Consider the following 13807-nt stretch of genomic DNA (forward strand, 5'->3'; position numbering starts at 1 on the left):
ATTTGCTTACTGATTTCAAATTTTTTGCAGGCAGAATATGTGGTCGGAATATTCACTTGAAGTGGTTGATGCGGTTGCGCGTAACGGCAGTTTTAGTTCGGCCGCGCAGGAGCTGCACCGTGTACCTTCGGCAGTAAGCTACACCGTACGCCAGCTGGAAGAATGGCTAGCGGTGCCACTTTTTGAGCGACGCCATCGGGATGTGGAATTAACGCCTGCCGGGGCATGGTTTTTAAAAGAAGGCCGCTCTGTTATCAAAAAAATGCAGATCACGCGCCAGCAATGTCAGCAAATTGCCAACGGCTGGCGCGGACAGCTGGCGATCGCCGTCGATAACATTGTCCGCCCGGATCGTACCCGACAGATGATCGTGGATTTCTACCGTCACTTTGATGATGTGGAGTTGTTAGTTTTTCAGGAAGTGTTTAACGGCGTGTGGGACGCACTGTCTGATGGGCGTGTGGAGCTGGCCATCGGGGCCACACAGGCCATTCCGGTCGGGGGGCGCTATACCTTCCGCGATATGGGAATGCTGAGCTGGAGCTGCGTGGTAGCCAGTCATCACCCACTGGCGTCAATGCCCGGACCGTTAAGTGATGACACGTTGCGCAACTGGCCGTCACTGGTGCGCGAAGATACCTCCCGAACATTGCCGAAGCGTATTACCTGGCTGCTGGACAACCAAAAGCGCGTCGTCGTGCCGGATTGGGAATCCTCTGCGACCTGTTTGTCCGCGGGATTGTGCGTGGGCATGGTACCGACGCATTTTGCCAAGCCGTGGATCGATAGTGGTAAATGGGTTGCACTGCAACTGGAGAACCCCTTTCCTGATGCCGCATGTTGTCTGACATGGCAGCAGAACGATACGTCACCAGCATTGAGTTGGCTGCTGGACTATTTAGGGGATAGTGAAACGTTGAACAAGGAATGGCTGCGGGAGCCAGATGAGACTCCCGCACAACAGGCTTAACGGCGGTAATCGCGGAACGGACCGTCGGCAACGGAGCGACGCTCAACCAGGCGCGGATGCACCTCGATAGACTGTGACTCTTCACGTTTATTCACGATACGGTCTAACAGCATGTTGAAGGCCGTTTCACCCAGTGAATCCTTCGGCTGGTGAATGGTCGTCAAGGCCGGCGTGAAGAAGCGGGCGTTGCGCACGTTGTCGTAGCCGATGAGTGAGACATCCTGCGGTACGCGCAGCCCCATTTCGTCAGCGGCGCACAGCGCACCCATTGCCATAATATCGCCACCGCAGAAGACAGCGGTCGGACGATGTGACTGCGACAGAATTTGCTGCATGGCACGATAGCCGGATTCAGGCTCAAAATCGCCCTGGACAATCCAGTTTTCAGGCACTTTAATCAGCGCTTCTTCCATCGCTTTCATAAAGCCAGCCAGACGCCCAGCCCCGGTGTTACGTTCCATTGGGCCAGGGATCACGCCAATCTCACGATGACCGCGTTCTACCAGATACCGACCCGCCATATAACCGCCTTCGAAGGCGTTATCAATGACCGTATCAGTAAAGTCGGCTTTTGCTTCGCCCCAGTCCATGACGACCATCGGGATATGGCGATACTCTTCGAGCATAGAAAGCAGCGACTCCGGATACTCAGAACACATCACCAGCAAACCATCAACGCGCTTTTGCGCCATCATCGACAGATAAGCCTGCTGTTTTTCGAGACTGTTCCATGCGTTACCCAAGATCAGGGTATAGCCTTTCTGGAAACAGTTTTTCTCAACGGCTTCGATAATTTCGGCGAAATAGGCCGCTTCGCTGCTGGTCGCCAGCAAGCCGATAGACTTGGTGTGATTTACCTTCAGGCTGCGGGCAACTGCGCTCGGAGAATAGTGCAGTTCTTTGATTGCTGCCCAGACAGCATTACGTGTTTCTTCCGCGACAAAGCGCGTCTTGTTAATTACGTGTGATACGGTTGTAGTGGAAACGTTTGCTCGCTTCGCTACATCTTTAATTGTTGCCATTACATCTCACTCCAGACCATATCCTAAGCTCCTGAGAATACTCCAGGTAAACGTTTGCCTTTACACACCCTTATCGCAACGTAAGGGTTGCGGCACGCCGGGAAAACGACACGGAACGTCAGGAAGGGGTCAATGGCCGGTACGCTAATCAAGTAAGCGTGGAATTTTGTCTGATCTTAACGAAAAGGGGAAGAGTTAAAAGCAGTTATCAATATAAATCGTGAGAGATTTTTGCTTTCAAGTGTGTAAAAATGCGCAATATCACTTTTTGTGTGGGAATAAAAAGGAGAAAACTTGATGAGCACCGATCTGAAATTTTCGTTAGTGACTACCATTATTGTTCTGGGATTGATCGTCGCGGGTGGTCTGACCGCAGCGCTGCATTGATTTCCCCGAGGGAGTTAGCTCTCCCTCATCCCTTCGACTCGTTTTTCCCCTCTATTGTTTGCGAATAAGCAAAAGTCTTTTGCAGTTTTGTTAACTTTATTAATTTTGCGATCAATGTCATGCTTTTGACTCTTATTTTATGTCGTGCCACGGCTCGACGATACGGAGTCGAAATATGAAAATCAATTACCCTTTACTGGCGCTGGCAATCGGGGCGTTTGGTATTGGCACCACCGAGTTTTCGCCAATGGGGTTGTTGCCCGTCATTGCCAAAGGTGTGGACGTCTCGATTCCGGCGGCTGGCATGCTGATCAGCGCTTATGCGGTAGGTGTGATGGTAGGTGCACCGCTGATGACATTACTGCTGTCTCATCGTGCGCGACGTAATGCTTTGATATTCCTGATGGCGATTTTCACGCTAGGTAATGTGCTTTCGGCTATCTCACCGGATTACACCACGCTGATGCTATCGCGTATTTTGACCAGTCTTAACCATGGAGCCTTTTTTGGTCTCGGTTCTGTGGTTGCAGCCAGTGTGGTACCCAAACATAAGCAGGCCAGCGCCGTGGCAACGATGTTTATGGGGTTAACCATCGCCAATATTGGCGGCGTTCCGGCGGCAACCTGGCTTGGTGAAACCATCGGCTGGCGTATGTCGTTTATGGCCACTGCAGGGCTGGGCGTCATTGCGATGGTCAGCCTGTTCTTCTCATTACCCAAGGGTGGAGCAGGAGAGCGCCCGGATGTCCGAAGCGAACTGGCGGTGTTGATGCGCCCACAGGTGTTGTCGGCGTTACTGACTACCGTACTGGGTGCAGGGGCGATGTTCACGCTGTATACCTACATCTCGCCGGTTCTGCATACTATCACTCATGCTACACCGGCATTTGTTACCGGGATGCTGGTGTTGATAGGCGTTGGCTTCTCGATCGGTAACTACTTTGGCGGCAAACTGGCTGACCGTTCAGTCAACGGTACGCTGAAAGGCTTTTTACTGCTGCTGATGGTTATTATGCTGGCCATTCCTTTCCTTGCGCGTAATGAGCTGGGAGCGGCGGTCAGTATGGTGGTCTGGGGCGCGGCGACGTTTGCGGTCGTTCCGCCGTTGCAGATGCGTGTGATGCGCGTTGCCAGCGAAGCGCCTGGATTATCATCGTCAGTCAATATTGGCGCGTTTAATCTGGGGAACGCTCTGGGGGCTGCGGCCGGTGGGGCGGTGATATCTGGCGGCCTGGGCTACAGTTTTGTACCGGTGATGGGGGCGATTGTGGCGGGTCTTGCGCTGCTACTGGTGTTCATTTCCGCAAGAAGACAGCCTGAAGAGGCTTTCACTACCGCGAATTAATGCAAAAACGCAGAAGGAAGTCCTTCTGCGTTATCTTTTTTATGCTGCGAAGTTCTTCGCAACAAATTCCCAGTTCACCAGTGCCCAGAAATGTTCCAGGTAGCCAGGACGGGCATTGCGATAATCGATGTAGTAGGCGTGTTCCCATACGTCAACGGTCATCAGCGGCGTCGCGTCGGTGGTCAGCGGAGTACCTGCGTTGGAGGTGGAGACGATAGCCAGTTTGCCATCCGTTCCTTTTACCAGCCAGGTCCAGCCAGAACCGAAGTTTTTGATAGCGGCATCGGTGAACTGCGCTTTGAAATCTGCAAAGCTGCCAAAGGAGGCGGCAATTGCATCAGCCAGTTTACCGGTTGGTTCGCCACCGGCGTTCGGTGCCAGGCAGTTCCAGTAGAACGTGTGGTTCCATACTTGTGCTGCGTTATTGAATACACCGCCTTCAGAGCTACGAACGATCTCTTCCAGTGATTTGCCTTCAAACGCCGTGCCTTTAATCAGATTGTTCAGATTGGTCACGTAGGTTTGATGGTGTTTGCCATAGTGATATTCCAGCGTTTCGGCAGAAATGTGCGGTGCCAGAGCATCTTTGGCATACGGTAATGCAGGTAATTCAAACGACATTGCTTCTCTCCTTATTATTTATATTGAGTACACACAATAGCCTCATTGTGAGTAAGGATAGGGTAGCAAATTGAAAGGTTATGCAAAAGAAGAACTTACCCTACAGCATGTTCTGTAGGGTAAGTTTTTAGCGAATTGTTTTTGGCGTCATTACCCGACGAGCGCCCACATAGTGGCGCTGCCAGTAATCTTCGCTCAGAGAGGTGATTTGAATTTCCTGCCCGCTGCGCGGTGACTGAATAAACTTACCGTTGCCGACGTAGACGCCGACGTGATCGGCTGTTCCGCGACCCTGGGTACGAAAGAATACCAGATCACCATTTTTCAGTTCGCCACGTTCAATTGGTGCGGCATCACGCAGATGGTACATTTCATTCGCGGTACGCGGAATGCGGAACTTCACCAGATCTTTATAGGCGTAATAAACCAGACCGCTGCAGTCAAACCCGGTTCTTGGCGAGGAGCCGCCCCAACGATAAGGTTTGCCGATTTGGTTCATCAAGGTGGACATAGCGGTTTTAGTCGCTTTCTGCACTTTCACTTTATGTGCGTCAGCAAGCGTAGTCGGTGCAGTGGTTTTCACCTTCACGCAGCGTGGTTTATGACCTTTGCGCGGTGTGCATTTTTCCGTCCAGGTAACGGCTGCGGTTTGTGCTGCGGCAGTTTTACCACGGCGATTTGCAGTTTTAGTCGACTTTGCCGGAGTGGCTGTGCGTTTTTTAGAAGAGGAAGCGGTTTTGGTGCTGGTTTTGCTGGTGGTCTTTGTCGCCGTTTTCTTGCTGGTCTTTGTTGTTTTTTGGCTGGTTGTTGCGCTTTTCTTTTTATCTACCGTTTTGATGGTGTGAGAATTGGTAGGTGTCGTCCTGGCCTGCTTGGAAGCATGAGCCATAGGCGTAAAGGGCAGTGTAGTAAAAAGTAAAGCACAGAGCGTGATCGAGATTCGGTTTATCCGCGCCACTGAGCAGTCCTCTGGTAAGGCAGGTCTATCGTGCCTGCGTGTGATTTTCAAAACTTGACGATTCTAATCTATAGAAAGAGGGAAAGTTAATAGCTTTTTTAGTTTAAAACTGCGTTTCGTAACCGACCGCAAAAAAAAACAGCAAATAGAGATAGAAATGGTGAACAGATAATCAAATCCACATGTTTGAAGGGGATAAGTGAGATTGTGAATGCAACTTTTAGCGTCAGGGGATAAAATAATAACGCGTAATGAAAATGTTATTTTCCGTTGCCTGTCTGACCCGTTACAATGTCAGACTACTGCCGTAAAAGAAGTTTAAGGAAGCAAGATAATGAGCACCACTATCGAAAAAATCCAGCGCCAGATCGCTGAAAACCCGATTCTCCTGTACATGAAAGGTTCCCCTAAACTGCCAAGCTGCGGTTTCTCCGCACAGGCTGTGCAGGCGCTGTCAGCCTGTGGTGAACGCTTTGCTTATGTTGATATTCTGCAGAACCCGGATATTCGCGCCGAACTGCCGAAATACGCAAACTGGCCAACTTTCCCGCAGCTGTGGGTTGATGGTGAGCTGGTTGGCGGTTGTGACATTCTTATCGAAATGTACCAGCGCGGTGAGTTGCAGCAGCTGATTAAAGAAACAGCAGCGAAATACAAAACCGAAGAGCCGGACGCTGAGTAATACCAGCAGAAGTAAAAAAGCGACCTGAAATGGTCGCTTTTTTTATGTCGCCGTTACGCTTCTTCAGGCACGGGAAGAGGCCAACCGCCGAGACGTTTCCAGCGGTTAACGATTTCGCAAAACAGCACGGCCGTGCGTTCGGTGTCATACAGCGCCGAGTGCGCCTGATTCCCGTCAAACTCCATTCCCGCCGCCAGGCACGCTTTTGACAACACCGTCTGCCCCAGAGACAGACCACTTAATGCCGCCGTATCAAAGGTTACAAATGGGTGGAACGGATTACGTTTGAGCGAGGCGCGTTCTGCTGCAGCCATCATGAAACTGTGGTCGAACGTAGCGTTATGCGCCACCATGATTGCCCGATTGCAGCCGCTGTCTTTAATGCCTTTACGCACCATTTTGAAGATGGCATGCAGAGCATCATATTCGCTGACCGCACCGCGTAGCGGATTGTTAGGGTCAATACCGTTAAAGGCGAGCGCTTCCGGTTGCAAATTGGCACCTTCAAACGGCTCTACGTGGAAATGTAACGTCGTGTCCGGCATCAGCCAGCCTTGTTCATCCATTTTCAGTGTGATGGCGGCAATCTCAAGCAGCGCATCGGTTTTGGCATTGAACCCTGCGGTTTCGACATCAATGACGACAGGATAAAAACCACGAAAACGGTCACACAGACCGGAAAGTTGAGCGTTATCGGACATCTGGGTCTCTTAATACGGGAAAATTGCAGCACGTATTATGGCAAAATGATGAGTATAAAACTATGGGCGCAGACGATCTGCGCCCGAGGGGGAGATTAATCGCCCAGGCCGCGCCCGGCGTCTTTCTCTTCGATCAGCTCAATTTTGTAGCCGTCCGGATCTTCAACGAACGCAATCACTGTGGTGCCGCCTTTTACTGGACCTGCTTCACGCGTTACGTTACCGCCATTCTGGCGAATACGTTCACAGGCTTCAGCCGCGTTGTCTACGCTCAGGGCGATATGGCCATAGGCAGTACCCAGATCATACTTGTCGACACCCCAGTTATAGGTCAGTTCGATTACTGCTTCACTGGTTTCAGGACCGTAGCCGACAAAAGCCAGAGAGTACTTGTATTCAGGGTTTTCGCTGGTACGCAGCAGCTTCATGCCCAGCACGTTGGTATAAAACTCGATGGAACGCTGCAGGTCACCCACGCGCAGCATGGTATGGAGTAAACGCATCTTTTTCCCCTTCGAAAATGGCTAATACATTCAAAATGTTGTTTTAGTATAGCGGCGTTGTTACGCCGCTATCAATGGCAGAACGGAGATTGTGACGTTAGAGGGTAGGATAGTCGGTGTAACCTTCCGCGCCGCCGCCGTAGAAGCTCTCGGCACGTTGCGGATTCAGTTCTGCTTTGCGTTGCAGACGCGCCACCAGATCCGGGTTAGCAATATAGGCGCGACCAAAAGCAACGGCGTCGATCAGACCTTTCTCGATCAGCGCTTCTGCTTTTTCTGGGGTGTAAGCACCAGCACCAATGATAGGGCCGTGGAAGCGCGCGCGCACTTTTTCGCGGAACGCATCGGAATACGGCTCGCCACCGGCCCAGTCCGGCTCAGACATGTGCAGGTAAGCGATTCCACGCTTGCCCAATTGTTCAATCAGATACAGCGCATCGGCTTCTTCGTTCGGACCATTGTCTACGTTCTGGAAAGTGCCAATCGGGGAGACGCGAATACCAATGCGATCGGCACCCCATTCTTTAATACCGGCATCAACCACTTCCAGCACCAGACGCGCACGATTTTCGACGCTGCCACCGTATTGATCGGTACGCTGGTTAGACGTTGGCGACAGGAACTGGTGCAGCAGGTAGCCGTGGGCAGAGTGCAGTTCAACCATATCGAAACCCGCTTCGCGCGCATTGGCTATCGCCAGACGGAAGTCATTAACGATGCCCGGAATCTCTTCAGTTTCCAGCGCACGTGGCATTGAGGTATCGGCACGCGTTGCCAGGCCGTTTTCATCGCGCAGCGAGGTGCGGGTTCCAGCGCTAATCGCGGAAGGTGCAACTGGAGCTTGACCGTTTGGCTGCAGACTGGCGTGAGAGATGCGTCCAGTGTGCCACAACTGGACAGCAATATGACCTTGCTCAGCGTGTACGGCAGCAGTGATTTTCTTCCATGCGGCAATTTGCGCTTCGCTATGTAAGCCGGGTGCTCCGGCATAGCCTTTCGCCTGTGCGGAAATCTGCGTCGCTTCGCTGATGATAAGCCCCGCGCTGGCGCGTTGACGGTAATACTCGGCCATCAGCGGAGTAGGGATGTCGCCAGGCTCAATACTGCGCAGACGCGTCAGTGGCGCCATAAATACGCGGTTTGCTGCCGTAATGGCACCCACTTTCAGTGGGGAAAACAGTTTTTCAGATGACATGTGCACTCCTGAATAGACCGGTCGTCTAGTAATAAAGAAAATAAAAACGCCTGTTAAACGGCAGGCGTTGTGATGATGTTTTTAACGTGCGCCAGCGCATTTTCCAGCGGAGTGGCGCTACGAGAAATCTTGGCCTGCAGGTTGGCGCCAAGCCACAGCGCATACAGTACCTGCGCCTGCTGTAACGGCTCGCCAACAAAAGACAGACAATGGCTGGCCTGACCTTTCTCCAGCGCCTGCGCTAACAGCACAATAATGTGCCGCGCGCCTTTATCCATCGCAGTGCGCATATCTTCTGACAGATCGCACACTTCGGCAGACAGTTTTACTGTTAAACAGCCGCTAATAATGCCGTGCTGACTAAACTGATTCAGGGTTTCCTGATAGTAGGCCAGAATGCGGTCGCGATAGTTTCCCGCTCCCGTATCAAAGTGCGTAGCCAGTCGCCGATGATAGGCCGCATAGTGGCGTTCCAGCATCGCGACACCGAACGCTTCTTTAGAGCGAAAATAATGATAAAACGAACCTTTGGGTACTTCAGCGGTTTTCAGTAGTTCGCTTAAACCCATGCCGGTGAAGCCGCGCTGCATACACAGCAGTTCGCCAGTCGCCAGCAGATGTTCGCGTGTATCGTGTTCAGTGATTTTGTTCATGAAAACGAGTGTAATAGACCAGTCGGTCTAATGCAATAGCGCTTGCGAGAAATTCAGTTAACGTCTTCAATAGGTATATCAATCTTATTAAAGGAGGGGATGTGGCCGAACAGCTGGAGTTTTTCCCCGTCCAGAGCCCATGCCGTGGAATATGTCAGTCTGACGAACGCGGCTTTTGCCGTGGCTGTTTTCGCAGTCGGGATGAGCGTTTTAACTGGCAAAAGATGAGCGATACCCAAAAGCAGGAAGTGCTGCGGCTTTGTCGTCAGCGCCTGATGCGTAAATTACGTGCAAACAAAGCCAACCCTTCGGAAGAACCGCAACAACCTTCACTCTTTTAAAAGCGTAATTGCGTATACTCGAGGCACATTCACTTAAAAGGAAGCTGCTATGGTTCAGCGTATTACTATTGCGCCGCAAGGCCCGGAATTTTCTCGCTTTGTGATGGGGTACTGGCGCCTGATGGACTGGAATATGTCCGCGCGCCAGCTAGTCAGCTTTATTGAAGAACATCTGGATCTTGGCGTGACCACCGTCGATCACGCCGATATTTACGGTGGCTACCAGTGTGAAGCGGCGTTTGGTGAGGCAATGAAACTGGCTCCGCATTTGCGTGAAAAAATGCAGATTGTGACTAAATGCGGGATCGCGACGACGGCGCGCGCGGAAAATGCGCTGGGGCACTACATCACCGACAGTGCACATATTATTGCCAGTGCGGAAGAGTCGCTGAAGCTGCTGGCGACCGATCATATTGATCTGCTGCTGATCCACCGTCCCGATCCACTAATGGATGCTGACGATGTCGCCGACGCTTTTAAAAAATTGCACCATAGTGGCAAAGTGCGTCACTTTGGCGTCTCCAACTTCACCCCGGCACAGTTCTCATTGCTGCAATCGCGTCTGCCGTTTACTCTGGCGACCAACCAGGTAGAAATTTCACCAGTACATCAGCCGCTCCTGTTGGATGGTACTTTAGATCAACTGCAACAGCTGCGCATTCGCCCGATGGCCTGGTCCTGTCTCGGCGGTGGTCGCCTGTTTAATGATGATGCTTTCCAGCCTTTACGTAATGAGCTTGCTGTGATCGCTGAAGAGTTGAATGCGCAATCTATTGAGCAGGTGGTATACGCCTGGATTTTACGTCTGCCGTCTCAGCCGCTGCCGATTATTGGCTCAGGAAAAATAGAGCGCGTACGTGCTGCCATTGAGTCTGAGTCGCTGAACATGTCTCGCCAGCAATGGTTCCGCATTCGTAAAGCGGCGCTGGGTTACGACGTACCCTAATCGCGTTTTTGGCGCATCTCCGTTCAAAATTGTGTCACTGGTTTACACTTAACAATCAGACACCTTTTGGACGGAGGTCTTATGAAGCGTTTGAGTTTGGCCATCATCACTCTACTCGCCTGTGCAGGTGCGCAGGCTGCCAGTGAAGAAAAAGTGACGATGAATCTGGTCACGTCGCAAGGCGTCGGCCAGGCGATTGGTACGGTCACTATTGCTGAAACCGCAAAGGGGCTGGAGTTTACGCCCGATCTGAAAGCGTTGCCGCCAGGTGAACATGGCTTCCATGTGCATATGAACGGCAGCTGCCAACCCGCGATTAAAGAAGGGAAAGCCTCAGCCGCAGAATCGGCTGGTGGCCATTATGATCCGCATCAAACCGGCAAACATGAAGGCCCGGAAGGCGCAGGTCATATGGGCGACCTGCCGCTATTGGTGGTGAATAACGACGGTAACGCCACAACGCCGGTCGTTGCGCCGCGGCTTAAAACGCTCGATGAGGTTAAAGGTAAGGCGCTGATGATCCATGTGGGCGGCGATAATATGTCCGATCAACCGAAACCGCTTGGCGGTGGCGGAGCGCGCTACGCCTGTGGTGTTATCAAATAATCAACGACTGAGAGTGCCCGGCGGCGGCGCCTGTTCGAGTTGTGAAAGCGAGCAGTGTAGCCGCCAGACCAGTGCCGACAGTTCCTGCGCAGCGGGTTGATGATGGTGGGCAAGCGTATCGCAGATGCGCTGTAGCTCATTCAGCGTGGCATTCAGTGGTCGTTGCTGGACGCCACGTTCGCTCATTACATCGCGTAGCAGTGAGATACACACGTCCCTGACGCGAGCCAGCGGATCGGAACGCGCCTCCCAGGTGCGCAGTTGCCACACCACGTGCGAGCAGTTCAGTAAAACGACCCCCCAACGTAATAACCAGCGTCGCGCCAGCGCATCCTGACTGTTGCTGAGCTGGCTGACGTGATGATAGGTCAGCGATTCAAATTCGTTTTCACTCAGTGATGGATGTCGGCTGAGCTGATCGACAAAATCCCGGCGCAGGGCGCGAATATGGCGGCGACTTTTCCGTGCATCCGATCCGGGGCGCAGAATGGCGAAGGCCAGCCATGACAGCGCCACGCCGGTGATTTTCGCCATATTGTCATTCAGGAAATCAGCAAAATCATATACCGGCGGATTGGTCACCGCGATAAACGAACCCATAAATACAATCAACTGCCCCCAAAGACCTGCCAGGGCAGGCATTTGTAGCTTCAACAGTTGCATGGTGGCGAGTAGCGGGAAGAGAAAGAGAATAAACTGCCAGAGGTCGGAAATTTGCACCATCAGGCCAAACTTAACCACAAAGCTAAATAGCGACAGTAGAACCAGCGTACGCATCAGCAAAGAAAGCGACTTGAACGGTGTGGCAACGGCGGAATACAGCACACTGCTGATCGCGGCGAGCGTGAGTGCGCCAGAGCCTGATTCCCATTGTGCACCAATGCTCCATGCGCCGATAAGCATCAAAGTGCAGAACGTACGCAACCCGCTCCAGATAGCTTCCGCATTATCGGTATGACGGGCAAGTCCAGGCGTGCGGGCGATATTAATACGCTCGGCGGTAACACCATTTTCCAGTAAATGCAGATAATGACTGCTGCGCAGGTAGAGCCGACAAAAATAACGCAGTCGTTGCCAGAAGGCGACGTGTCGATAGTCGCGGGCATCGACGGGCCGCAGTGGGGCAATTATACGTGCGACGGTGTAGCTATTCGCATTGGATTTTATTAGTTCGCTGAGCAACTGCTCGATGATTTCCCGGGTGTTGGACGGCGGATTAGGCCAGTTTAGCAGCATCCTGCGCAGACTGGAAATAACGCTGGTCATCCGTAACTGCTGGTGCAACAGCGAATTGAGCAAAGCATTCTGGCGACGAAAGCGGTAATGACTCCAGAAAGCCTGAATACGCAGCAGGTTCATGGTCAGAATCTGCCCGATAACACCTTCATGGGCTGTGCGAATGGCATCCGTGGTTTCTGGTTGCCAGAGTAGGCTGGCATGTTCCAGTAAACGTGAATGCATGTTTTTCAATGCAGTCAGTAACGTGGTGCCATCGGAGGTGCTGGGCAGGATCATCATCATCACGCCACCACACAGGATACCGACGATGACTTCACACACGCGTGCCTGCGCGATATCCCATAACTGCGTAATTTCCACGGTATTGACCATGGGAAACGCAATGATCGCCGCCGTATAACCCGCCAGTTGAAAGGCGTAGGCAACGTTATTGGTGAAGTGCGCGCATGCCCAGGTACAAAAACCGATCCACACTGACATGCTCAGCAAAAACAGCCACGGCTCATTGAGAGTATGACCGGCAATAATCAGTGCGGCGGTGGCTCCCAGTAGGCTACCCGCCACGCGACCCAGACTTTTACTGATAACTCCGCCAACGGTGGGAAAACTGACCACCGCCGCCGAGGTCATCGCCCAGTAGGGCTCGTCCAGATTCAGATAATAAGCAAAAGTTAACGCCAGGCACATCGCAATGGTGTTACGCAGCGCATAACGCCACTGTGCCGCCGTGGCTTTAAACCACGGCAAATTGCCTGGTGTCAGGCGGGGCAGTTTCATTTACGCTGGCCGATGGATACGCTGCAGGTTGTACCTGACACCAGCGTGACCTCCCGCGGCAGGGCGTCGAATTCGATGCGTACCGGGACACGCTGCGCCAGACGCACCCACGGCACGTTGGGTTTGATGTCGGGAATCAGGCCGGAATCACTTTCCACACTTTGATCGTAGATGGCACGGCCAATACTGGAAACGTGACCCTGTAACTTTACATTGCCGCTGTAGAGTGTAATCGTCGCAGGTGCGCCTTCTCGAATATGGCGCAATTTGGTTTCTTCAAAATATCCCATCACATAAAAAGAGTGACTGTCGACAAGGGCAAACAGGGGCTTACCGGTTGAGGCGTAATCACCGGTACGGGTAGACAGGTTTGTGACCCAACCCGCCACGGGGGCTTTGACCACAGTTTGCGTCAGTTGCCACTGGGCCTGGCGCAAACTGGCCTCAGCCGCTTCAACGCTTGCCTGCATGGCTTTCACGTTGAGATTTGCGGTATCCAGATCCTCGGCTGAGATGTAATTTTGCGATAAATGACGGCGGCGGTTGGCTTCGTTGTTGGCTTTCGCCAGGTCAGACTGCGCTTTTGCCAGTTGCGCTTGCGCATTCAGTTCAGCAATGTGAAATGGCGTCTTGTCGATAATAAAAAGGACATCGCCTTTATTCACAAACTGGTTATCTTTTATATAGAGTTCGCTAATGCTACCTGACACCTGCGGCGTGATGCTGACCTGCTCAGCACGTACTTTGCCATCACGTGTCCAGGGCGATTGCATATAGTAATTCCACATCCACCATCCGGCGAAAACTGCGATTGCAGCGACTATAATAGTGGAGAAGTATTTAACGGTTTTAAGCGACATA

15 protein-coding genes and 1 pseudogene are annotated in these 13807 nt (G+C 52.3%); 7 read left to right on the forward strand and 9 right to left on the reverse strand.

Annotated elements, in window-relative coordinates; genetic code table 11:
- Positions 1-37: 37 nt before the first annotated feature.
- Positions 38-970, forward strand: a complete 933-nt coding sequence (gene punR / locus OGY68_RS17190; protein ID WP_003029215.1) for a DNA-binding transcriptional activator PunR — start codon at positions 38-40, stop codon at positions 968-970.
- Here the strand turns inward: punR and purR are convergent.
- On the reverse strand, positions 967-1992 hold the full coding sequence (gene purR / locus OGY68_RS17195) for an HTH-type transcriptional repressor PurR (protein ID WP_003832757.1): 1026 nt from the start codon (positions 1990-1992) through the stop codon (positions 967-969). The two genes, punR and purR, sit on opposite strands and share 4 nt — an antisense overlap.
- Before the next feature lie 297 nt (positions 1993-2289).
- On the opposite strand from purR, the gene cydH reads away from it, so the two are divergent.
- Positions 2290-2379 (forward strand): cytochrome bd-I accessory subunit CydH, encoded by a 90-nt coding sequence (cydH, locus tag OGY68_RS17200; protein ID WP_003029209.1) that lies wholly within the window; start codon positions 2290-2292, stop codon positions 2377-2379.
- Positions 2380-2554: 175 nt separating this feature from the next.
- Positions 2555-3724 (forward strand): MFS transporter, encoded by a 1170-nt coding sequence (locus tag OGY68_RS17205; protein ID WP_008784665.1) that lies wholly within the window; start codon positions 2555-2557, stop codon positions 3722-3724.
- Between the two features lie 39 nt (positions 3725-3763).
- Here OGY68_RS17205 and sodB read toward each other — a convergent pair whose 3' ends face one another.
- Both sodB and OGY68_RS17215 read right to left on the reverse strand, forming a co-directional pair.
- Positions 3764-4345 (reverse strand): superoxide dismutase [Fe], encoded by a 582-nt coding sequence (gene sodB, locus OGY68_RS17210; RefSeq protein WP_003029205.1) that lies wholly within the window; start codon positions 4343-4345, stop codon positions 3764-3766.
- Between the two features lie 127 nt (positions 4346-4472).
- Positions 4473-5303, reverse strand: coding sequence for a C40 family peptidase (locus OGY68_RS17215; RefSeq protein WP_003832759.1), 831 nt, complete (start codon positions 5301-5303; stop codon positions 4473-4475).
- A gap of 334 nt (positions 5304-5637) precedes the next feature.
- On the opposite strand from OGY68_RS17215, the gene grxD reads away from it, so the two are divergent.
- The gene (grxD, locus tag OGY68_RS17220; RefSeq protein ID WP_003832760.1) at positions 5638-5985 is read left to right on the forward strand and encodes a monothiol glutaredoxin 4; all 348 of its coding nucleotides are present in this window, start codon (positions 5638-5640) and stop codon (positions 5983-5985) included.
- Between the two features lie 53 nt (positions 5986-6038).
- Here the strand turns inward: grxD and rnt are convergent, their stop codons facing one another.
- The 4 genes from rnt to OGY68_RS17240 all read right to left on the reverse strand — a co-directional run bounded on the left by rnt (position 6039) and on the right by OGY68_RS17240 (position 9037).
- Positions 6039-6686, reverse strand: a complete 648-nt coding sequence (gene rnt / locus OGY68_RS17225; RefSeq protein ID WP_003029200.1) for a ribonuclease T — start codon at positions 6684-6686, stop codon at positions 6039-6041.
- Between the two features lie 95 nt (positions 6687-6781).
- Positions 6782-7189 (reverse strand): lactoylglutathione lyase, encoded by a 408-nt coding sequence (gene gloA, locus OGY68_RS17230; protein WP_003832762.1) that lies wholly within the window; start codon positions 7187-7189, stop codon positions 6782-6784.
- Between the two features lie 97 nt (positions 7190-7286).
- The gene (locus OGY68_RS17235; protein WP_213753028.1) at positions 7287-8384 is read right to left on the reverse strand and encodes an alkene reductase; all 1098 of its coding nucleotides are present in this window, start codon (positions 8382-8384) and stop codon (positions 7287-7289) included.
- Between the two features lie 53 nt (positions 8385-8437).
- Positions 8438-9037: a TetR/AcrR family transcriptional regulator gene (locus tag OGY68_RS17240; RefSeq protein WP_003832766.1), complete on the reverse strand. Its 600-nt coding sequence runs from the start codon at positions 9035-9037 to the stop codon at positions 8438-8440.
- 101 nt (positions 9038-9138) lie between these two features.
- Between OGY68_RS17240 and OGY68_RS17245 the strand changes: the two genes are divergently transcribed.
- The 3 genes from OGY68_RS17245 to sodC all read left to right on the forward strand — a co-directional run bounded on the left by OGY68_RS17245 (position 9139) and on the right by sodC (position 10930).
- A complete protein-coding gene (locus OGY68_RS17245; RefSeq protein ID WP_003832768.1) occupies positions 9139-9378 on the forward strand; it encodes a DUF1289 domain-containing protein in 240 nt (79 codons plus the stop codon).
- A 49-nt stretch (positions 9379-9427) separates the two neighbouring features.
- Positions 9428-10324, forward strand: coding sequence for an aldo/keto reductase (locus OGY68_RS17250; RefSeq protein ID WP_048214269.1), 897 nt, complete (start codon positions 9428-9430; stop codon positions 10322-10324).
- An 81-nt stretch (positions 10325-10405) separates the two neighbouring features.
- On the forward strand, positions 10406-10930 hold the full coding sequence (sodC, locus tag OGY68_RS17255) for a superoxide dismutase [Cu-Zn] SodC (protein WP_048214268.1): 525 nt from the start codon (positions 10406-10408) through the stop codon (positions 10928-10930).
- On the opposite strand, the pseudogene OGY68_RS17260 reads toward sodC, so the two are convergent.
- Both OGY68_RS17260 and OGY68_RS17265 read right to left on the reverse strand, forming a co-directional pair.
- Positions 10906-12946: pseudogene (locus OGY68_RS17260) on the reverse strand (FUSC family protein). The gene sodC and the pseudogene OGY68_RS17260 sit on opposite strands and share 25 nt — an antisense overlap.
- A complete protein-coding gene (locus OGY68_RS17265) occupies positions 12943-13806 on the reverse strand; it encodes an efflux RND transporter periplasmic adaptor subunit (RefSeq protein ID WP_032941777.1) in 864 nt (287 codons plus the stop codon). Before OGY68_RS17265 ends, OGY68_RS17260 begins: the two are co-directional and overlap by 4 nt.
- Position 13807 lies beyond the last annotated feature (1 nt).

Origin of the sequence: Citrobacter sp. Cpo065, from assembly GCF_030332805.1 — a bacterium.
GTDB classification, from domain to species: domain Bacteria; phylum Pseudomonadota; class Gammaproteobacteria; order Enterobacterales; family Enterobacteriaceae; genus Citrobacter; species Citrobacter portucalensis.